Here is an 18,590-nt window from a genome sequence, read left to right as displayed (position 1 = left end):
CCGGGGACGAGTACGTCGTCGTCGAGGGCGGCCTGAAGGGACAGCGGGGCTTCTTCTCCCGCGCCGCCCACCCCGCTCACCGCGCCGTGCCCGTCAGCCCCGGGGACGGTGCCGGGCCGCCACCCGGCCGCAGCCCCTCCAGCAGCGCCCGCAGCCCCGCCGCGTACGTGCCGTCGGCCGCGTCCGCGTAAGCCGTCGTCGCGGCCGTGCCGAGCCGTGCCCGCAGCCGCGGGAACGGCCTCGCCGCCTCCTTCGCCGGCGTCTCGCCGAACCACTCCTCGGCCTCGCCGCCGCCCCTGCGTGCCGTGCGTGTCGCCCAGGACGTACGTGACGACGGCACCGGCCGCACGGTCCGCCTCCCCGGCCGTGAAGCCGGCGGTCTCGAAGACGCCGAGGAGATGTCGTCGTACCGGGCCTTCCCGGTGCCGTGGAGCAGGCGGGAGCCGATCGCCCGCACCAGCCACGGATGCCGTACGAGCACCGTGTGCAGCCGGCCGGCGTTCTTCACAGGCCGGAGCGGCCCTCAGACCACCGCACCCCGGCCGGGGTCGTCGTCCCCGTCGTCGTCCGTGCGCATGCGCATCACCAGTGTGGCGAACCCGCCGAGGAAGCCACCGACCCCGAGGGTCGTCAGCCACCAGGTCATCTGCCAGCCCAGCAGGACCGCCAGCAGGAGCAGGACCGGGCCGCCGACGACACCGAGCCACGCGAACTTCGCGGTGGTGTCGGCGTCCGGCAGCGGCGGGGGCTCCGGCGGGACGAAGTGGCCCTCGTCGTCCTCGTCGAAGTCGTCCTCGGACGCTTCCGGGGCGGTGTAGTCACGCGGGCCGACTCCGGGCGCGAACGACACCGAGCTGCCCAGCGGCCGGGCCGGGCGCTGCTTGTCGGAGTCGTCGGCGCCCTCGTCGTCGGCGTCCGGCTCGGGCAGCGGGAGGTCCTTCACCGGCTTGAAGGGCTTGCTGCCCGGCGGGTCCGGCGGCTCCTGGCCGTACCCGGCGACGATGGCCCGCCAGGCGGCGTCCTCGTCGAAGGGCACGCCCTGCTCGTCCGGCTCCCGGCCCTCACGGTCGGAGTCGTGCTCAGCCACCTGCGGTCGTCCCTTCCTTGCCGGCACTGGGTGCGAGCCGGCCGATGAAGGCGAGGCTCTCCTCGAAGATCCGGTCCGCATCCTCGTCCAACGTCGCCACGTGGTAGCTGTGTTCCAGCACCGTCTCCGTGACGTCCGTGGACGACACCCGGCTCAGCACCCGGGCCGAGTCCGCCGCCGGGACGACATGGTCCCGGGCGCTGCGCAGCAGCAGCAACGGCTGGGTGACCTGGGGCAGCTCGCCGTCCACCCGGCGCAGGAACCGGCGCAGCGAGTGCGCGGCGTGCAGCGGCACCCGGTCGTAACCCAGCTCCGCCGCGCCCTCCTTCGCGATGTCGCTCGCGATGCCCCTCGTCGTCCGCACGAGGTGCCGGGCCACCGGAAGGGCGTACGCCGACAGGCCGTGCACCCGGTTCGCCGGGTTGACGACCACCACGCCCGCGACCCGCTCGCCGTGCCGGGCCGCGAGCCTGAGGGCCAGCGCGCCGCCCATCGACAGGCCCGCGACGAACACCCGCGCACAGCGCTCGGAGAGCACCCGCAGCTCGCGGTCCACCTCCGCGTACCAGTCCTGCCAGCCGGTGACCTGCATGTCCTCCCAGCGGGTGCCGTGGCCGGGCAGCAGCGGCAGCGACACGGTCAGGCCGTGTGCCGCGTGGTGCTCCGCCCAGGGGCGCAGCGACTGGGGCGAGCCCGTGAAGCCGTGGCAGAGGAGGACACCCACCTCCCCGCCCGCGTGGCGGTACGGCTCGGCTCCGGGGAGAACCGGCACCTTCGACGCTCCTGTTCCTGGAAGAGGGCCTCGCCGGTCGCCGGCGGAGGCGGGAAGAAACGCGCGGATGTGGTTCACCGTACGCGACCGCACTGACACCGACCAGGGTCGTCGGGCTCTTTGACGGTGCTCCGGGTTAAGGTCTCCTCGACGGATTCAGGAGGCAGCGGGTGTTGTACGGCACGATGAAGGTCGCCATCGGAGGGCCGCTGAAGGTCGCCTTCCGGCCCTGGGTGGAGGGCCTGGAGAACATACCGGACGAAGGCGCCGCCATCCTGGCAAGCAACCACCTGTCCTTCTCGGACTCCTTCTTCCTGCCGGCCGTCCTGGACCGCAAGGTCACCTTCATCGCGAAGGCCGAGTACTTCACCACGCCCGGCGTCAAGGGCCGGCTGACCGCGGCCTTCTTCAAGGGTGTCGGACAGCTCCCCGTGGACCGCTCCGGGGCGCGCGGCGCCGGCGAGGCGGCGATCAAGAGCGGCATAGAGGTGCTGGAACGCGGCGAGTTGTTCGGCATCTACCCGGAGGGCACCCGCTCGCCTGACGGCCGGCTGTACCGGGGCAAGCCCGGCGGCCTCGCGCGCGTGGCGCTCGCCACCGGCGCCCCCGTCATCCCCGTGGCCATGATCGACACGGAGAAGATCCAGCCGCCCGGCCAGGTGATGCCGAAGCTGATGCGGCCCGGCATCCGCATCGGCAAGCCGCTGGACTTCAGCCGCTACCACGGCATGGAGCACGACCGCTTCGTCCTGCGCGCCCTGACCGACGAGGTCATGTACGAGATCATGAAGCTCTCCGGCCAGGAGTACGTCGACATGTACGCGACCGCCGCCAAGCGGCAGATCGCGGAGGCTGCGAAGGCGGCCAAGGAGGCCGGGAAGGCCGCGGAGAAGAAGCAGGCCGGGTCCTAGACGGCCGGAGCGGGGGAATCGGGGGGACGGGGCATGGCCAGGCGCGAGCGCGTGATGAGGATGTCCGTCGAGCAGCCGATGTGGCGTGCGCTCGCCGGATACCGCGTACTGACGATGCTGTACGCGATCGGCCTGTTCGTCGCCCGCAGCGGCAAGTACGTCCACCCCTGGGTCGCCGTCGGCTACTACGCGGTCCTCTTCGTGTGGACCCTGGCCACGCTGCCCAAGGTCGTGAGTGCCGCGCACTGCACCCGGCGCTTCCTCGCCGCCGACCTGGCCATCGGGCTCACCGGCATCCTCCTCACGCCGGTCGCCGCCTCCCACGCGCGCATCGTGACGGGCACTCCGACGCTGCCGTCGATATGGACGGCCGGCGTGGTCCTCGCCTTCGCGCTCAAGGGCGGCTGGCGCTGGGCGGCGCTCGCCTCCACACCGGTCGCCGTCGCCAACATCGTCCAGCGGGGCGCCCCCACCCGGGCGACGGTGCACGCCGTCGTGCTGGTCTGGATCGCCTCCGTGGCCATCGGCTACGTCGTCGAGGTCGCCCGCGCCTCCGAACGCACCCTCGCCCGCGCACTGGAGATCGAGGCCGCGACCCGGGAGCGGGAGCGGCTCGCCCGGGACATCCACGACAGCGTGCTGCAGGTGCTGGCCATGGTGAAGCGGCGCGGCACGGCCCTCGGCGGGGAGGCGGCCGAGCTGGGCCGGCTGGCCGGGGAGCAGGAGGTGGCGCTGCGCACCCTCGTCACCGGCGGACTTGTGCCGGTCTCCCGGGTGTCGGAGGACGCCTCCGCGGGAGCGGTCGTCCGCGCGGTCGAGGAGCCCGACGACGAGCCGGCCGACGGCCCGCTCGACCTGCGCTCCCTGCTCGCCCCCTACGCCTGCGGCCGGGTCAGCCTCGCCGAACCCGGCGCCCCGGTGCCGCTGCCGCGGGCCGCGGCCCGGGAGCTGGCCGCGGCGGTCGGGGCCGCGCTGGACAACGTCCGCACGCACGTGGGCGATCAGGCCCGTGCCTGGATCCTGGTCGAGGACGAGCCGGACGAGATCGTCGTGACCGTCCGGGACGAGGGTCCCGGCATCCCCGAGGGCCGGCTCGCCCAGGCCGAGGGCGAGGGCCGGCTCGGGGTGGCCCAGTCGATCCGGGGCCGGCTGCGCGATCTCGGCGGCAGCGCCGAGCTGGTCTCCGTCCCCGGACAGGGCACGGAGGTCGAACTGAAGGTACCGAAGGGCGCCGTACGGGCGCCGGGCGACAAGGCGGAGCAGCGATGACGGAGCAGCGGGACCCGATCAAGGTCATGGTGGTGGACGACCACCCCATGTGGCGCGACGCGGTCGCCCGGGACCTGGGCGAGTCCGGCTTCGAGGTGGTCGCCACCGCCGGCGACGGCGAACAGGCGGTCCGCCGGGCCAAAGCCGCCGCGCCGGACGTCCTCGTGCTGGACCTCAACCTGCCCGCCAAGCCCGGCGTCCAGGTCTGCAAGGAGCTGGTCGGTCACAACCCGGCGCTGCGCGTCCTGGTCCTCTCGGCGAGCGGCGAGCACGCCGACGTCCTGGAGGCGGTCAAGTCCGGCGCCACCGGCTATCTGCTGAAGTCGGCCTCCACGGAGGAACTCCTGGACGCGGTGCGCCGTACCGCCGTCGGCGACCCGGTGTTCACGCCGGGCCTGGCCGGACTGGTCCTCGGCGAGTACCGCCGGCTGGCCTCCGAGCCCGCGCCCGCCCCGGACACCGACGAGCCGGGCGCACCGCGGCTGACGGACCGGGAGACGGAGGTGCTGCGGCTGGTCGCCAAGGGCCTGAGCTACAAGCAGATCGCCGAACGCCTCGTCATCTCCCACCGCACGGTCCAGAACCACGTGCAGAACACCCTCGGCAAGCTCCAGCTGCACAACCGGGTGGAGCTGGTCCGGTACGCCATAGAGCGTGGCCTCGACGACGAGTGACCGGCCGGAATCACCCTTCCCGCCTCTCCCGATGTGACGCAGCTCACCGTTAACGTGACTCTGAGTCAGGAAACCCTGGAGAAGGGACTTTTCCATGCGGGTCGGAGTACTGACCGGAGGCGGCGACTGCCCCGGGCTCAACGCCGTCATCCGGGCCATCGTCCGCAAGGGCGTGCAGGAGTACGGCTATGACTTCGTCGGCTTCCGGGACGGCTGGCGGGGTCCTCTCGAAGGCGACACCGTCCGTCTCGACATCCCCGCGGTGCGCGGCATCCTGCCCCGCGGCGGCACGATCCTCGGCTCCTCGAGGACCAACCCCCTCAAGGCGGACAACGGCATCCGCCGGATCAAGGACAACCTGGCCAAGCTGGACGTCCAGGCCCTCGTCGCGATCGGCGGCGAGGACACCCTCGGCGTCGCCGCGAGGCTGTCAGGCGAGTACGGGGTGCCCTGCGTCGGGGTGCCCAAGACCATCGACAACGACCTGTCCGCCACCGACTACACCTTCGGCTTCGACACCGCCGTCAACATCGCCACCGAGGCCATCGACCGGCTGCACACCACCGCCGAGTCCCACATGCGGGTCCTCGTCGTGGAGGTGATGGGCCGGCACGCCGGCTGGATCGCCCTGCACTCGGGCCTGGCCGGCGGCGCCAACGTCATCCTCGTCCCCGAGCAGCGCTTCGACGTCGAGCAGGTCTGCGCCTGGGTGACCTCCCGCTTCCGGGCGTCGTACGCGCCGATCGTGGTCGTCGCCGAGGGCGCCATGCCGAGGGACGGCGACATGGTCCTCAAGGACGGGTCGCTGGACTCCTTCGGGCACGTCCGGCTGTCCGGGGTCGGCGAGTGGCTGGCCAAGGAGATCGAGCGGCGCACCGGCAAGGAGGCCCGCACCACGGTCCTCGGCCACGTCCAGCGCGGCGGCACCCCCAGCGCCTTCGACCGCTGGCTCGCCACCCGGTTCGGGCTGCACGCCATCGACTGCGTCCGCGACGGCGACTTCGGCACGATGGTCGCCCTGCGCGGCACGGACATCGTCCGCGTCCCCCTCGGCGAGGCCACCGCCAAGCTGAAGACGGTGGACCCGAAGCTGTACGAGGAGGTCGGGGTGTTCTTCGGCTGACGCACCGGCCGGGACCCGGGGACCGCGCGGTCCCCGGGTCCGCTTACCTCACCCGGCCCGGCCGGCCACGCGCAGCTGCCCGATGAGCTCCCGCACCACCGTGGCCCCGTTCAGGGTGAGGACCGACTCGGGGTGGAACTGCACGCCCGCGAACCCGGGCCCCCGTACGGCGTGCACCTCCCCGTTCTCCGCCCGGCTCACCTCGATCCCGTGCGCGGCCAGCTCCCGGGCCGCCTCGTCGTCGCAGCGGGCGACGAAGCTGTTGTAGAAGCCGACGGTCTCGGGCCGCCCGAACAGGTCGACCGTGGTCTGCGCCCCCTGGTACGGCACCTCCTTGCGGACGATGTCCAGCCCCAGCTCGGCGGCGAGCAGCTCGTGGCCGAGGCACACGCCCAGCACCCCGTGCCGGTGCTCCCGGAGCACCGTCGTGGCCAGGTCCCGCAGCAGGCGCATCTTCGGGTCGGCGAGGTCGCGGGGGTCGCCGGGGCCGGGGCCGAGCACGACCGGCCCCTCGTGCGCGAGCACGGCCGCCCGCAGCCCCTGCTCGTCGTACCGCCGGACCGTCACGTCCAGCCCGGCCGAGCGCAGCACGTGCGCGAGCATCGCCGTGAAGGTGTCCTCGCCGTCCACGACGAGGGCGTGGCCGGTCAGCTCCTGCGCCCGCTCCTGCATCCGCAGCCAGAACGGCGCGAGCGAGGAACGGCGCCCGTCCAGCGCGGCCCGCACCCGGGGGTCGTCGGCCAGCCGGGGCCGCCCCCGCTCCGCGCGCGGCCGGGACGGCCCGACGCCCAGCGCCGCCAGCACGCCGGCCGCCTTCGCGTGCGTCTCCGCCACCTCGCCCGCCGGGTCCGAGCCGCGCACGAGGGTCGCGCCGACCGGGACGCGCAGCCGGCCGTCCGCACCGATGTCGGCGGTGCGGATCAGGATGGGGGAGTCGAGGGTCTGCGCGCCCCCGGAGTCCCGCCCGAGCAGGGCCAGCGCTCCGGCGTAGTAGCCCCGGCCGACACCGTCCCGCCCGACGGGCTCGTACCGCTCGATCACCCGGCACGCGTTCTGCACCGGCGAGCCGGTGACGGTCGCCGCGAACATGGTCTCCTTCAGCACCTCCCGCACGTCCAGGGAGGACTTCCCGCGCAGCTCGTACTCGGTGTGCGCGAGGTGCGCCATCTCCTTCAGCCGGGGCCCGACGACGACCCCGCCCATGTCGCCGACGGTGCACATCATCTTCAGTTCCTCGTCGACGACCATCGACAGCTCCTCGATCTCCTTGCCGTCGGCGAGGAAGCCGAGCAGGTGCTCGGGGGACGGGCCCTCGGCGGGATAGCGGTACGTCCCGCTGATCGGGTTCATCACGACCGTCCCGCCGGACATGCGCACGTGCACCTCGGGACTGGCGCCGACCAGCGTCCGCTCCCCGGTGTGCACCACGAACGTCCAGTACGCGCCCCGCTCGCCCTCCAGCAGCCGCCGGAACAGCGCGAGCGCGTCCGCCCGTCCGAAGCCGGGGATCCGCCCTTCGTACGTCCGCCGGATCACGAAGTTCGCGCCCTCGCCCCGGCCGATCTCGTCCGCCAGCACCCGCCCGACGATCTCGCGGTACTCCTCGTCACCGACGTCGAAGCCGCCGCCCTCCACCCGCACGTCATGAGCGGGCAGCGCGTCGAGTGCCTCGGCCAGCGGGATCTCGTACGACTCCTCGGGGGTCAGCACCAGCAGCGGGGTGCCGTCGTCGCGGACGTCGAAGCCGCGCTCGCGGATCTGCCGGAACGGCACGAGCGCGAGTCCCTCGCCGGGCAGGTCGGCGAGGCGGTCACGGGTGCCGACCGGGCCGATCAGCACCTCCACCGTGTCCTCGGCGCGGCCGGGCGTGCGGCGGCGCAGCAGGGCAAAGGGGCGGTCGTCGTACGGGAGCCGTGCCAGGTCCATGGTTCCTCTTCCGTCGATGAAGGTGATCGATGTCGGTGAGGAACGACCCCGGAAACGCCGAAGGCCGCCCCTCGGGCGGCCTTCGCGAAGTCTTGGTACGCGCGATCAGCGGGCCGCCGGAAAAGCGGTCCACCACCAGTTCTGGGTCGAAAGCGCGAACATGCCGGGAACCCTACCGCACGGCCGTGCCGTCCACGGGGCAAACAGTCCGTCTCATCCTTCGAGCACCGGACAAAATCATCCCACACGACCCCGTAATGTTTACGAGGTGACCGTGAACGCTAAGACCAGCCCGAGCGCTGGCAACACCTGGCGAGACCTGCCCGCGGCGCAGCAGCCCGAGTACCCCGACACCGAGGCTCTGCGCGCAGTGATCGCGGACCTCGAGTCGTATCCGCCGCTCGTCTTCGCGGGCGAGTGCGACCAGCTGCGCGCCCGGATGGCGGCCGTCGCCAAGGGAGAGGCGTTCCTCCTCCAGGGCGGCGACTGCGCCGAGGCCTTCGACGCGGTGTCCGCCGACCACATCCGCAACAAGCTGAAGACGCTGCTCCAGATGGGTGCCGTCCTGACCTACGCGGCCTCGGTGCCGGTGGTGAAGGTGGGCCGCATCGCGGGGCAGTACTCCAAGCCGCGCTCCAAGCCGACCGAGACCCGCGACGGGGTGACGCTGCCGACGTACCGGGGCGACTCCGTCAACGGCTTCGACTTCACCGAGGCCGCCCGGATCCCGGACCCGGAGCGGCTGAAGCGCATGTACCACGCCTCGGCGTCCACGCTGAACCTGGTGCGTGCCTTCACCACCGGCGGTTACGCCGACCTGCGCCAGGTGCACGCCTGGAACCAGGACTTCGTGCGGACCTCGCCGTCGGGGCAGCGCTACGAGCAGCTGGCGCGCGAGATCGACAACGCGCTGAACTTCATGCGGGCCTGTGGCACGGACCCGGAGGAGTTCAAGACGGTGGAGTTCTTCTCCTCCCACGAGGCGCTGCTGCTGGACTACGAGACCGCCCTGACCCGGGTGGACTCGCGTACCGGCAAGCTGTACGACGTCTCCGGGCACATGGTGTGGATCGGTGAGCGCACCCGGCAGCTGGACGGCGCGCACATCGAGTTCGCCTCGAAGATCCGCAACCCGATCGGCATCAAGCTCGGCCCGACCACGACGGCCGAGGAGGCGCTGCGCTACATCGACCGTCTCGACCCCGAGCGGGAGCCGGGCCGGCTGACCTTCATCGTCCGGATGGGCGCGGACAAGATCCGTGACCGGCTGCCGGAGCTGGTGGAGAAGGTCACCGCCTCGGGTGCCACGGTGGCGTGGGTGACGGACCCGATGCACGGCAACACCTTCGAGGCGGCCTCCGGCCACAAGACCCGCCGTTTCGACGACGTGCTGGACGAGGTCAAGGGCTTCTTCGAGGTCCACAAGTCGCTGGGCACCCACCCGGGCGGCATCCACGTGGAGCTGACCGGTGACGACGTCACCGAGTGCGTGGGCGGCGGCGACGAGATCTTCGTCGACGACCTCCACCAGCGCTACGAGACCGCCTGTGACCCCCGCCTGAACCGCAGCCAGTCCCTGGACCTGGCGTTCCTGGTCGCGGAGATGTACCGGGACCAGTAAGGGCTCCGGCAGAGGGCGCTGGGGCGCGGATCACACCGGATCCGCGCCCCTCCCCCTTTCACGGGTCCGACGGATGGGTTAGGTTAGGTTTGCCTCACCGGGAACGGGATGGCAGGACAGAGACACCGATCCCGTCGGGAGGTGAACCCGCGTGTACGTATGCAGCTGCTTCGGCATCACCGAGGCCCAGGTCAAGCAGCACGCGGAGGACGGCGCCTGCACCCCGCGCCAGATCGCCTCCGCCTGCAAGGCGGGCACGGACTGCGGCTCCTGCGTTCGCCGGATCCAGGCCATCCTCGGCCGGGGCGCCTGCCCCCGCCGCGAGCTGGCCGACCAGGGCGAGCCGGTACTGGCGCAGATCCCGAAGGCGGCCTAGCGCGGCTCAGGTCTCCGGCTGCTCGATCAGCTGGGCCAGGTAGAGCGCCTCACCGAGCTTCTCCAGCAGCTCCAGCTGGGTGTCGAGGTAGTCGATGTGGTGCTCCTCGTCGGCGAGGATGTCCTCGAAGATGTTCGCCGACGTGATGTCGCCCTTCTCGCGGATCACCTTGATGCCCCGCCGGAGCCGGTCGATCGCCTCCACCTCGATCTGCCGGTCCGCCTCGAACATCTCCCGCACGGTCTGTCCGACGCGGACGTGGAACAGCCGCTGGTAGTTGGGCAGCCCCTCCAGGAACAGGATCCGGTCGGTCAGCACCTCCGCGTGCTTCATCTCGTCGAACGACTCGTGCCGCGTGTACTTGGCGAGCTTGTACCAGCCGAAGTTCTCCTGCATCTTCGCGTGCAGGAAGTACTGGTTGATCGCGGTCAGCTCGCCGGTGAGCTGCTCGTTGAGGAACTCGATGACCTCGGGGTCGCCCTGCATCGCAGCGGCTCCTTCCACACGGGTAACGGGGGAGGTGTGCGGCGGCATGATTGCACCGGCGGCGAAGATCGTCCAGTAAGTGCGTACTTAGTAAGTACATGCCGAGTTGGTGGTACTTGTCCGCTTTCCATGAGGGTGGTCAAGGGCACTGCCCAAGGTCTGTCAGGATGGATACATGGGTCATCCGGTGGAGCGAGAGTCTGGAGCAGCGGCAGGGTCCGAGCTTCCGCCGGGTCAGCGGCTCCAGCGCGGCTGGCCGGTCACCCACTACGGGCCGGTGCCGAAGTTCCGGCCCGAGCGCTGGGAGTTCCGCGTCTTCGGCGCCACCGCCGACGGTGACAAGCACACCTGGACCCACGAGGAGTTCACGGCGCTGCCGTACACCACCGTGGTGGCCGATCTGCACTGCGTGACGAAGTTCAGCATGACCGGCGCGGAGTGGGGCGGCATCCCGGCCCGCGCGATCGTGGACCTGGCCCCGCCGGCCCCCGACGTCACCCATGTGATGGTGTGGGCGGAGTACGGCTTCAGCTCCAACCTGCGCCTGGCGGACTTCCTCTGCGACCGCACGATCTTCGCCACCCACAAGGACGGCGAGCTGCTCACCGCCGAGCACGGCTTCCCGGTCCGCCTGATCGTCCCCCACCTGTACGCCTGGAAGGGCCCGAAGTGGGTCCGCGGGGTGGAGTACATGACCGCCGACCGCCGCGGCTTCTGGGAGGAACGCGGCTACCACAACATCGGCGACCCCTGGAAGGAACAGCGCTACTCCTACCAGGAGGAGCCGGGGGACGGCCCGGAGCTGTGACGCCGTGACGCCGCGAGCCGCGGGGCTCAGGCGTCCCTGAGCTTCTTCAGCCGCTCCACGTCCGCCGCGTGTCCCTCCTTGCCGCCGGGCGTCTCGATCACCAGCGGGACGCCCTCGGTCGCGGGGTGGGCCATCAGCGCCCGGAACGGGTCCTCGCCGATGTGACCGGCGCCGATGTTCGCGTGCCGGTCCTTGTGCGCGCCCACCACGTCCTTGGAGTCGTTGGCGTGGATCAGCTTCAGCCGGCCCTCGCCGACCGTGTCCACCAGCAGGTCCAGGGTCTGGTGCATGCCGCTCGGACCGGTCAGGTCGTGCCCTGCGGCGAAGATGTGGCAGGTGTCCAGGCAGACCCCGAGCTTCGGGTGGGCGTCCAGGGCCTCGAAGTACGGGCCGAAGTCCCAGGTGCGCGAGCACAGGGACGCACCCTGCCCGGCCGTCGACTCCAGCAGCAGGAACGGGTCGTCGTCGTGGGTCAGCTCGTCCAGCAGCGGCAGCATGTGCGTGCGCACCTGCTTCAGCGCCACGTCCCGGGCCCGTCCGCCGGTCGCGCTCCCGGTGTGCACCACCACGCCCAGCGCGCCGATCTCCCGCCCGCGCCGCAGCGAGTGCCGCAGGGACTCCACCGACCGCTCCACGGTGGCCTCGGTGTGCGAACCGAAGTTGATCAGGTAGGGGGCGTGGACGTACGCCGGGATCGACTCCTCGGCGCAGGCCGCGCGGAACGCCTCGTCCTGCCGCGGGTTCCCGGCGGGCGTGGCCCAGCCGCGCGGGTTGGCGACGAAGACCTGCACGGTCTCCGCCTTCAGGTCACGGGCGTACGACAGCCCCACGGAGTGCAGGCCGCCGGCCACGGGCACATGACCGCCGACGGGGTTGCGCGGGAGGGACGACTGAACGGGACTCACCCGTTCAGGGTGTCATGTCCGCCCCCGCGCCCGGACCGCGGTCCCCGGTGACCCCGGTCACCGGATGGTGATCGTGACGGTCGACCCCTTGGGCGCCGTGTCGCCGCCCTCCACCGACTGCTTCTTCACGGTGTCGCCGAACAGCCCGAGCAGCCCGCGGTCCTCGTCCACCTTGAACCCGGCGCCCTCCAGCGCCTTGTGCGCGTCGTCGACGCTGTCGCCGACCACGTCCGGCACCTCGACCATCTCGGGGCCCTTGGACAGCGTCAGCGTCACCGTGTCGCCCTCGGCGGCCTGGCTGCCGTCGCCCGGGCTCTGCCGCGCCACCTCGCCCTTGTCGTACTCGGAGTTGACCTGCTGCGGGGCGATCTTCACCTTCAGCCCGGCGTCGGTCAGATCCTGCCGGGCACTGTCCAGGTCCTCCCCGGTGACGTCCGGCACGTCGACCGGGCTGCCCTTGCTGACGGTCAGCGCGATGGCCGAGTCCGCGTGCCGCCGGGTGCCCGCCCGCGGGGTCGTGCCGATCACGGAGCCCTTCGGGACGTCCTCGCTGAACTGCCGGGTCACCATGCCCGGCTCCAGGCCGTCCGCCTTCAGCCGCGCCCGCGCCTGGGCCAGCGGGCGGCCCGCCACGTCCGGCACGTTCACCATCTCCGGGCCGAGCGAGATCGTCAGCGTCACCGAGTCGTGGTCCCGGATCCGGGCGCCCGACGCCGGGTCGCTGCCGATGACCGTGCCCCGCCCGACCGTGTCGTTGTACTCACGCTTGACCCGCCCGGCCTCCAGACCGGCCGCCTTCAGCCGTGCCCGCGCCTGCGCCTCGCTCTTCGACAGCAGCGGCGGCACCTTCGTGAACTGGCCGGAGTTGATGTACCAGACCCCGGCGCCCAGGCCGAGCACCAGCAGCACGGCGACCACGACGGCCGGCACCAGGCGCCGCGGCCGCCGGTCCGGCGCCGGCGGGGCCTGGAGCCGGCTGGTGCGCAGGACGCCGTCGGCGGGCTCGTCCTCGCCCACGGGCAGCGGGCGGGGCACTGTGAGCGAGCGCGGAATCACGCTCGTCCGGTCGTCGGCGTTGTCGTGGTCCGCGGCCAGGGCCTGCGGCGGCAGCGCGTCCAGCTGGACGTCGCTCAGCGCCTCGCGGGCACCCCGCACCTGGGCGAGCAGCGCCACGGCGTCCTGCGGCCGGACCTCAGGGGTGCGCGCGGCGGCCGACGCGACCAGCTCGTCCAGCTCGTACGGCAGCCCCGGCACCAGCGCCGAGGGCGACGGCACGTCCTCGTGGATGTGCTTGTACAGCACCTGGGCGGGGGAGTCCCCGGAGTGCGGCTTCCCGCCCGTCAGCATCTCGTAGAGCACGACACCGCACGCGTACACGTCGACCCGGGGGTCGGCGGTGCCCTGCTCGATCTGCTCGGGCGCCAGGTACGACACGGTCCCGAGCACGGCACCCGTCGTACTGGTCACCGTGTCCACGGACCGCACCAGCCCGAAGTCGGCGACCTTGACCCGGCCGTCGTCCCCTATCAGCACGTTCTCGGGCTTCATGTCGCGGTGCACGAAACCGGCCCGGTGCGCGGCACCGAGCGCGGCCAGCACCGGCTCCAGGATGTCCAGCGCGGCCCGCGGCTGCAGCGCGCCCCGCTCCCGCAGTACGTCCCGCAGGGTGCACCCGGCGACGTACTCCATCGCCAGGTACACGTACGACCCGTCGGTGCCCTGGTCGAAGACCTGGACGACATTGGGGTGGGCCAGCCGGGCGACGGACTTCGCCTCCCGGATGAACCGCTCCACGAAGGAGCCGTCGGCCGCGAGCGTCGGGTGCATCACCTTCAGCGCGAGAACACGGTCGAGGCGGGTGTCCAGGGCCCGGTAGACCGTGGCCATCCCGCCGACCGCGATCCGTGCGTCGACGCGATAGCGGCCGTCGAGCACCTGCCCGACGAGGGGGTCCTGAAGGGTCGTATCCACGCAGGGGAGTCTACGAGGGACGACCGACAGTGCCGCGCGTTGCGCCGTTCGGGGGGCGGAATGCAGCAGAGCTGTGACTCTCGTGCGATCTGTCACTCATGTGATCAGAAGGCCGGGCGTTCCGGATCCAGGTGGGCGCGGCCCTCGGCGGGCGAGGAGGCCTCGGCGAAGTGCCGCCGCGGGATCCGCCCCGCCAGCCGGGCCAGCCGGCCCGCCTCCACCGCGTGCCTCATCGCGGCGGCCATCGTCTCGGGCTCCTGCGCGCGCGTGACGGCGGAGGCGAGCATCACCCCCGCACAGCCCAGCTCCATCGCCAGTGCCACGTCCGAGGCCGTACCGGCCCCCGCGTCCAGGATCACCGGCACGCGCGCGTGCTCCACGATCAGCTGGAAGTTGTGCGGATTGCGGATGCCGAGCCCCGAGCCGATCGGCGAGCCCAGCGGCATCACGGCCGCACAGCCGACGTCCTCCAGCTTCCGCGCGAGCACGGGATCGTCGTTGGTGTACGGCAGCACCGTGAACCCGTCGTCCACGAGCGTCTCGGCCGCCTCCAGCAGCTCCACCGGGTCCGGCAGCAGCGTCCGCTCGTCGGCGATGACCTCCAGCTTGATCAGGTCCGTGCCCAGCGCCTCCCGGGCGAGCCGCGCGGTCAGCACGGCCTCCCCGGCGGTGAAGCAGCCCGCCGTGTTCGGCAGCACCCGGATGCCCAGCTTCTGCAGCACCGACAGCACCGAGCCGTGCACGGAGGGGTCCACCCGGCGCATCGCGACCGTGGTCAGCTCCGTACCGGAGGCGAGCAGCGCCCGCTCCAGCACCTCCAGGCTGGGCGCGCCGCCCGTGCCCATGATCAGCCGGGACGAGTAGGTCGTACCCCCCAGCACCAGGGAATCGTCGGCCATGGCTCAGCCTCCTTGAACGGCGGTGAGGACTTCGACGCGATCACCCTCCGCGAGCGCGGTGGAGGCCCACTGCGCGCGCGGGACGACGGTCTCGTTGACGGCCGCGGCCACCCCGGAGGGCGCCGGGGTGAGGGTCGTCACGAGCGAGTCGAGAGGGGTGCCCGGGGCGATCTCCCGGCGCTCCCCGTTGACGGAGATCGAGATGGTGACGGACATGCTCATGCGGACTGCTCCAGGAGTACGGCGCCGAAGCGCTGCGGGGTGAACGGGCGGGCCTCCTCCGGCAGCGCACCGCCGGCCAGCACCTGCGCCATGACGTCCCCGGTGACGGGCGTGAGCAGCACCCCGTTGCGGTAGTGCCCGGTGGCCAGCAGCAACCCGGCCAGGCCGGACGGGCCGAGGAGCGGCGCGTTGTCGGGGGAGCCGGGGCGCAGCCCGGCCCGGGTCTCGGTGAGCGGCAGCTCGGTGATGCCCGGCACCAGCTCATGGGCGTCGCGCAGCAGCTCGTACACGCCGCCCGCGGTGACCGTCGTGTCCCAGCCCAGCTCCTCGCTGGTGGCGCCGACGACCAGTTCGCCGTTCTCCCGGGGCACCAGGTAGACCTGGCCGCCGCGGACCACGGCCCGCACCGTCCGGCTCAGGAACGGCGCGAACCGTTCGGGCACCGTCAGCCGCAGCACCTGCCCCTTGACCGGCCGCACCGGCGGCACCAGGGCCTCGGGCACGCCCGCCAGCCGTCCGCTCAGGCTGCCGGCCGCGAGCACCACCTGCCCGGCGCGCAGCCCGGTGCCGTCCGCGGTGGTGACCCCGGCGGCCCGGCCCGCCACCACGTCCAGCCGCTCGGCCCACGCCCGGTGGAACACCACTCCGGTCCGCTCGCACGCGGCCACCAGGGCCGCCGCCAGCCGGCGCGGGTCGATCTGGTGGTCGCCGTCGACCCGCAGCCCACCGCGCACCCCGGGCGCCAGCATCGGCTCCAGGCGCCGGCACTCCCGCCCCGACAGCCACTCGGCGTCGAGCCCGCAGCGCTGCTGGAGGGCGTGCAGTTCCCGCAGGTGGGCACGGTCGTCGGCGTCGAGCGCGACCGCGAGGGTGCCGCTGCGGCGGTAGCCGAGGTCGTGCCCGGTCAGTTCGGTCAGCTCGGCCGCGAAGTCCGGATAGCGGCGGGCGGACTCCAGGTTCAGGGCGAGCAGCCGCTCCTCGCCGTAGTGCAGTTCGGAGACCGCGGCCAGCATCCCCGCCGCGACCCGTGCGGCCCCGCCCCCGGGCTCGGGGTCCACGACGGCCGTGGCGAGCCCGCGCTGCGCGGCGCGCCAGGCCGTGACCAGACCGATGATTCCGCCCCCGACGACGAGGACGTCGGACGTGCGTGACGACATGGGCGTCAGCCCCTCCCTTCGCCGGCATGACCCGGATCAGGTTCGTACGGTCGGAGGCCGCCAGCCTCCCTCTCAGCCCGGTGCGTCCGGGCTCCCGCGAGTGCTTGTACGGTGGCCACCCTAGCCCGCCCCGCTCGCCGCCCGTAAGGGAGCCCCTCGCCGTGCCCCGTTCGCTCGACGGACTGATCCTCGCCCCCGTGGCGGACCAAGCCCCAGGTCAGGTGGGTACCGGAACCCGGTTCGCGTACCACGAGAAGGACGGCGAGATCTGGGCCGGGTACGCGGGCGGCGACGTCGTGCGCGGCCATCTGATCGGCACGCGCGCGGGGGACCGGCTCGACTTCCGGTACGTGCAGTTGCGGACCGACGGCACGACGGCCTCCGGGCACTGCGTGTCGACGGTCGTCGAACTGCCCGACGGTCGCGTGCGACTCGAGGAGGACTGGCAGTGGGAGTCGCGGCCCGGTAGCGGGACGAGCGTTGTGGAACAGGTCACCGAGCACGCCCCCTGACTGACAGTCCGTCACGTGTCTATGGTGATCAGGTGAGCGAGCAGACAGCGGAACAGGGCACGTCACAGGCGCGGCGCGCGGTCGTCGTCGGCGCGGGCATGGCCGGGGTGCAGACCGCGGTCGCCCTGCGGGAACAGGGCTTCACGGGCACCGTCACCATCATCGGCGCCGAGCCGCACCAGCCGTACGACCGGCCGCCGCTGTCGAAGGCCGTCCTGCTCGGCAAGGCCGAGGACTCCGCCTTCGAGGTCGACTTCGAGTCGCTCGGCGTCGAGCTGCGGCTCGGCTGCGAGGTGCTGGGCCTGCGCCCCGCCGCGCACGAACTGGACACCGAGGCGGGTCCGGTGCCGTACGACGTCCTGGTCCTGGCCACCGGCGCCGAGCCGATCACGCTGCCCGGCACCGAGGGCGTCCCCGGGGTGCACCTGCTGCGCACCCTGGACGACGCCGAGCGGCTGCGGCCGGTGCTCGCCCGGCAGCACGACATCGTGGTCGTCGGCGCCGGCTGGATCGGCGCCGAGTTCGCCACCGCCGCGCGCGAGGCCGGCTGCGCGGTGACCGTCGTGGAGGCCACCGACCGGCCGCTCGCCGGCGCCCTGCCCGCCGAGGTCGCCGCCCCCATGGCCGGCTGGTACGCCGACGCCGGCGCCGAGCTGCGCACCCACGCGCGCGTGGAGCGCGTCGAGCCCGGCGCGGTCGTGCTCGACGACGGCACCCGGCTGCCCGCGGGCGCGGTCGTCGTCGGCATCGGCGCCCGCCCCGCCACCGCCTGGCTGGCCGGTTCCGGCATCGAGCTGGGCCCGCACCACGAGGTCCTCGCCGACGCCCACCTGCGCACCAACGTGCCCGACGTGTACGCCGTCGGCGACTGCGCCTCCTTCCCCTCGGCCCGCTACGGCGAGCGGCTGCTCGTCCACCACTGGGACAACGCCCTGCAGGGGCCGCGCACGGTCGCCGCGAACATCCTCGGCGAGACCCCGGCCGCCTACGACCCGGTGCCGTACTTCTGGTCGGAGCAGTTCGGCCGGTTCGTGCAGTACGCCGGTCACCACGCCGCGGCCGACCGCACGGTGTGGCGCGGTGACCCGTCCGGCCCCGCCTGGACGGTCTGCTGGCTCCGTGAGGGCCGCCTGGCGGCCCTCCTGGCGGTGGGCCGCCCGCGCGACCTGGCCCAGGGCCGCCGCCTGATCGAATCGGGCCGCGGCATGGACCCGGAGGCGCTGGCGGATCCGGGACGGCCCCTGAAAGAAGCAACGGCCACCTGATCGGCGCCACCGGAGGACAGCCGTCCCCGGGGGCGAGGGACAGGTCGATGCCGGGGCGTGACCGGCCACGACAGTGCTGCAGCCGGACGACGACCCGTCGCGGCACCCGGCGGAGCGGATCGCGGCCGAACCGGCGGAGCGCCTACCCTTGGTGCCGTGACCGAGATTGACGCAAAGATCGATGCTCTCGTCCCCGCCTGGCTCACCCTCCCCGACATCGCCGAACAGTTCGGCGTCGAGGTGACGCGTGTGCGGCAGCTGGTCAAGGAGGGCCAGCTCATCGCCGTACGCCGCGGTGAGAACCGGGCGCTGCACGTCCCCGCCGCCTTCATCGACGGGGACAAGGTCGTCAAGGGCCTGTCCGGCACCCTGACGCTCCTGAGGGACGACGGCTTCACGGTCGAAGAGATGATCGAATGGCTCTTCACCCCCGACCCGACCCTGCCCGGCACGCCCGCGCAGGCCCTCAGCGAGAATCGCGGCACGGAGGTGAAGCGCCGGGCCCAGGCGCTCGCCGTCTGAGCCGACCCGCACCAGGGGTGGCGTGCGGGCCCCACCTACGTGGACAAGCCGCTCGCCTACGAACTCGCCGACTCCGAACGGCTG

General features: G+C 72.6%; 21 protein-coding genes and 1 riboswitch. Of the genes, 10 read left to right on the top strand and 11 right to left on the bottom strand.

The annotated features are described in order from the left end of the window. Positions 1-76: 76 nt before the first annotated feature. From AB0N17_RS34375 to AB0N17_RS34365, 3 genes are read right to left on the bottom strand one after another with little or no spacing between them, the layout of a single operon-like run. Positions 77-508, bottom strand: a complete 432-nt coding sequence (locus AB0N17_RS34375; RefSeq protein ID WP_366015532.1) for a hypothetical protein — start codon at positions 506-508, stop codon at positions 77-79. Between the two features lie 15 nt (positions 509-523). Then, entirely contained in the window at positions 524-1,087 is a 564-nt protein-coding gene (locus tag AB0N17_RS34370) for a hypothetical protein (protein WP_366015531.1), read from the bottom strand. Continuing rightward, positions 1,080-1,859, bottom strand: coding sequence for an alpha/beta fold hydrolase (locus AB0N17_RS34365; RefSeq protein WP_366015530.1), 780 nt, complete (start codon positions 1,857-1,859; stop codon positions 1,080-1,082). Before AB0N17_RS34365 ends, AB0N17_RS34370 begins: the two co-directional genes overlap by 8 nt. 173 nt (positions 1,860-2,032) lie before the next feature. Between AB0N17_RS34365 and AB0N17_RS34360 the strand changes: the two genes are divergently transcribed. The 4 genes from AB0N17_RS34360 to AB0N17_RS34345 all read left to right on the top strand — a co-directional run bounded on the left by AB0N17_RS34360 (position 2,033) and on the right by AB0N17_RS34345 (position 5,836). After that, positions 2,033-2,770, top strand: a complete 738-nt coding sequence (locus AB0N17_RS34360) for a lysophospholipid acyltransferase family protein (RefSeq protein WP_366015547.1) — start codon at positions 2,033-2,035, stop codon at positions 2,768-2,770. Positions 2,771-2,803: 33 nt separating this feature from the next. Further along, positions 2,804-4,039: a DUF5931 domain-containing protein gene (locus tag AB0N17_RS34355; RefSeq protein WP_366015529.1), complete on the top strand. Its 1,236-nt coding sequence runs from the start codon at positions 2,804-2,806 to the stop codon at positions 4,037-4,039. Then, positions 4,036-4,713, top strand: coding sequence for a response regulator transcription factor (locus AB0N17_RS34350; protein ID WP_366015528.1), 678 nt, complete (start codon positions 4,036-4,038; stop codon positions 4,711-4,713). Before AB0N17_RS34355 ends, AB0N17_RS34350 begins: the two co-directional genes overlap by 4 nt. Positions 4,714-4,807: 94 nt before the next feature. Next, positions 4,808-5,836, top strand: coding sequence for a 6-phosphofructokinase (locus AB0N17_RS34345; RefSeq protein WP_366015527.1), 1,029 nt, complete (start codon positions 4,808-4,810; stop codon positions 5,834-5,836). 48 nt (positions 5,837-5,884) lie between these two features. On the opposite strand, the gene AB0N17_RS34340 is transcribed toward AB0N17_RS34345, so the two are convergent. Both AB0N17_RS34340 and AB0N17_RS34335 read right to left on the bottom strand, forming a co-directional pair. Further along, entirely contained in the window at positions 5,885-7,762 is a 1,878-nt protein-coding gene (locus AB0N17_RS34340) for an anthranilate synthase family protein (RefSeq protein WP_366015526.1), read from the bottom strand. A gap of 105 nt (positions 7,763-7,867) precedes the next feature. Continuing rightward, positions 7,868-7,924 (bottom strand): trp operon leader peptide, encoded by a 57-nt coding sequence (locus AB0N17_RS34335; protein ID WP_366015546.1) that lies wholly within the window; start codon positions 7,922-7,924, stop codon positions 7,868-7,870. Positions 7,925-8,030: 106 nt separating this feature from the next. On the opposite strand from AB0N17_RS34335, the gene AB0N17_RS34330 reads away from it, so the two are divergent. Then, positions 8,031-9,383: a class II 3-deoxy-7-phosphoheptulonate synthase gene (locus AB0N17_RS34330; protein WP_366015525.1), complete on the top strand. Its 1,353-nt coding sequence runs from the start codon at positions 8,031-8,033 to the stop codon at positions 9,381-9,383. A gap of 151 nt (positions 9,384-9,534) precedes the next feature. After that, positions 9,535-9,759, top strand: coding sequence for a (2Fe-2S)-binding protein (locus tag AB0N17_RS34325; RefSeq protein ID WP_366015524.1), 225 nt, complete (start codon positions 9,535-9,537; stop codon positions 9,757-9,759). Between the two features lie 6 nt (positions 9,760-9,765). On the opposite strand, the gene bfr is transcribed toward AB0N17_RS34325, so the two are convergent. Then, the gene (bfr, locus tag AB0N17_RS34320; protein ID WP_366015523.1) at positions 9,766-10,245 is read right to left on the bottom strand and encodes a bacterioferritin; all 480 of its coding nucleotides are present in this window, start codon (positions 10,243-10,245) and stop codon (positions 9,766-9,768) included. A gap of 175 nt (positions 10,246-10,420) precedes the next feature. Between bfr and AB0N17_RS34315 the strand changes: the two genes are divergently transcribed. After that, positions 10,421-11,053, top strand: a complete 633-nt coding sequence (locus tag AB0N17_RS34315) for a sulfite oxidase-like oxidoreductase (protein ID WP_366015522.1) — start codon at positions 10,421-10,423, stop codon at positions 11,051-11,053. A gap of 26 nt (positions 11,054-11,079) precedes the next feature. On the opposite strand, the gene AB0N17_RS34310 is transcribed toward AB0N17_RS34315, so the two are convergent. The 5 genes from AB0N17_RS34310 to thiO all read right to left on the bottom strand — a co-directional run bounded on the left by AB0N17_RS34310 (position 11,080) and on the right by thiO (position 16,207). After that, positions 11,080-11,958, bottom strand: a complete 879-nt coding sequence (locus AB0N17_RS34310) for a deoxyribonuclease IV (protein WP_366015521.1) — start codon at positions 11,956-11,958, stop codon at positions 11,080-11,082. 57 nt (positions 11,959-12,015) lie between these two features. Beyond that, positions 12,016-13,929, bottom strand: coding sequence for a Stk1 family PASTA domain-containing Ser/Thr kinase (pknB, locus tag AB0N17_RS34305; RefSeq protein ID WP_366015520.1), 1,914 nt, complete (start codon positions 13,927-13,929; stop codon positions 12,016-12,018). Between the two features lie 104 nt (positions 13,930-14,033). Further along, positions 14,034-14,828: a thiazole synthase gene (locus tag AB0N17_RS34300; protein ID WP_366015519.1), complete on the bottom strand. Its 795-nt coding sequence runs from the start codon at positions 14,826-14,828 to the stop codon at positions 14,034-14,036. A gap of 3 nt (positions 14,829-14,831) precedes the next feature. Beyond that, complete coding sequence (thiS, locus tag AB0N17_RS34295; protein ID WP_366015545.1) at positions 14,832-15,032, bottom strand: sulfur carrier protein ThiS; 201 nt, start codon at positions 15,030-15,032, stop codon at positions 14,832-14,834. A gap of 14 nt (positions 15,033-15,046) precedes the next feature. Beyond that, positions 15,047-16,207, bottom strand: a complete 1,161-nt coding sequence (gene thiO, locus AB0N17_RS34290; RefSeq protein ID WP_366015518.1) for a glycine oxidase ThiO — start codon at positions 16,205-16,207, stop codon at positions 15,047-15,049. Then, positions 16,204-16,315, bottom strand: a riboswitch (TPP riboswitch). Its footprint overlaps the gene before it by 4 nt. Positions 16,316-16,368: 53 nt before the next feature. Here thiO and AB0N17_RS34285 point away from each other — a divergent pair. The 3 genes from AB0N17_RS34285 (at position 16,369) to AB0N17_RS34275 (ending at position 18,506) form a co-directional block, all read left to right on the top strand. Then, the gene (locus AB0N17_RS34285) at positions 16,369-16,719 is read left to right on the top strand and encodes a hypothetical protein (protein ID WP_366015517.1); all 351 of its coding nucleotides are present in this window, start codon (positions 16,369-16,371) and stop codon (positions 16,717-16,719) included. A gap of 32 nt (positions 16,720-16,751) precedes the next feature. After that, a complete protein-coding gene (locus AB0N17_RS34280) occupies positions 16,752-17,984 on the top strand; it encodes an FAD-dependent oxidoreductase (RefSeq protein WP_366015516.1) in 1,233 nt (410 codons plus the stop codon). Positions 17,985-18,140: 156 nt separating this feature from the next. Beyond that, complete coding sequence (locus tag AB0N17_RS34275; RefSeq protein ID WP_061919720.1) at positions 18,141-18,506, top strand: Rv2175c family DNA-binding protein; 366 nt, start codon at positions 18,141-18,143, stop codon at positions 18,504-18,506. The last annotated feature ends 84 nt before the right edge of the window (positions 18,507-18,590 follow it).

The organism is Streptomyces sp. NPDC051133, assembly GCF_040682635.1.
Classification (GTDB): Bacteria; Actinomycetota; Actinomycetes; order Streptomycetales; family Streptomycetaceae; genus Streptomyces.
This window is presented reverse-complemented; position numbering and strand designations above follow the sequence as displayed.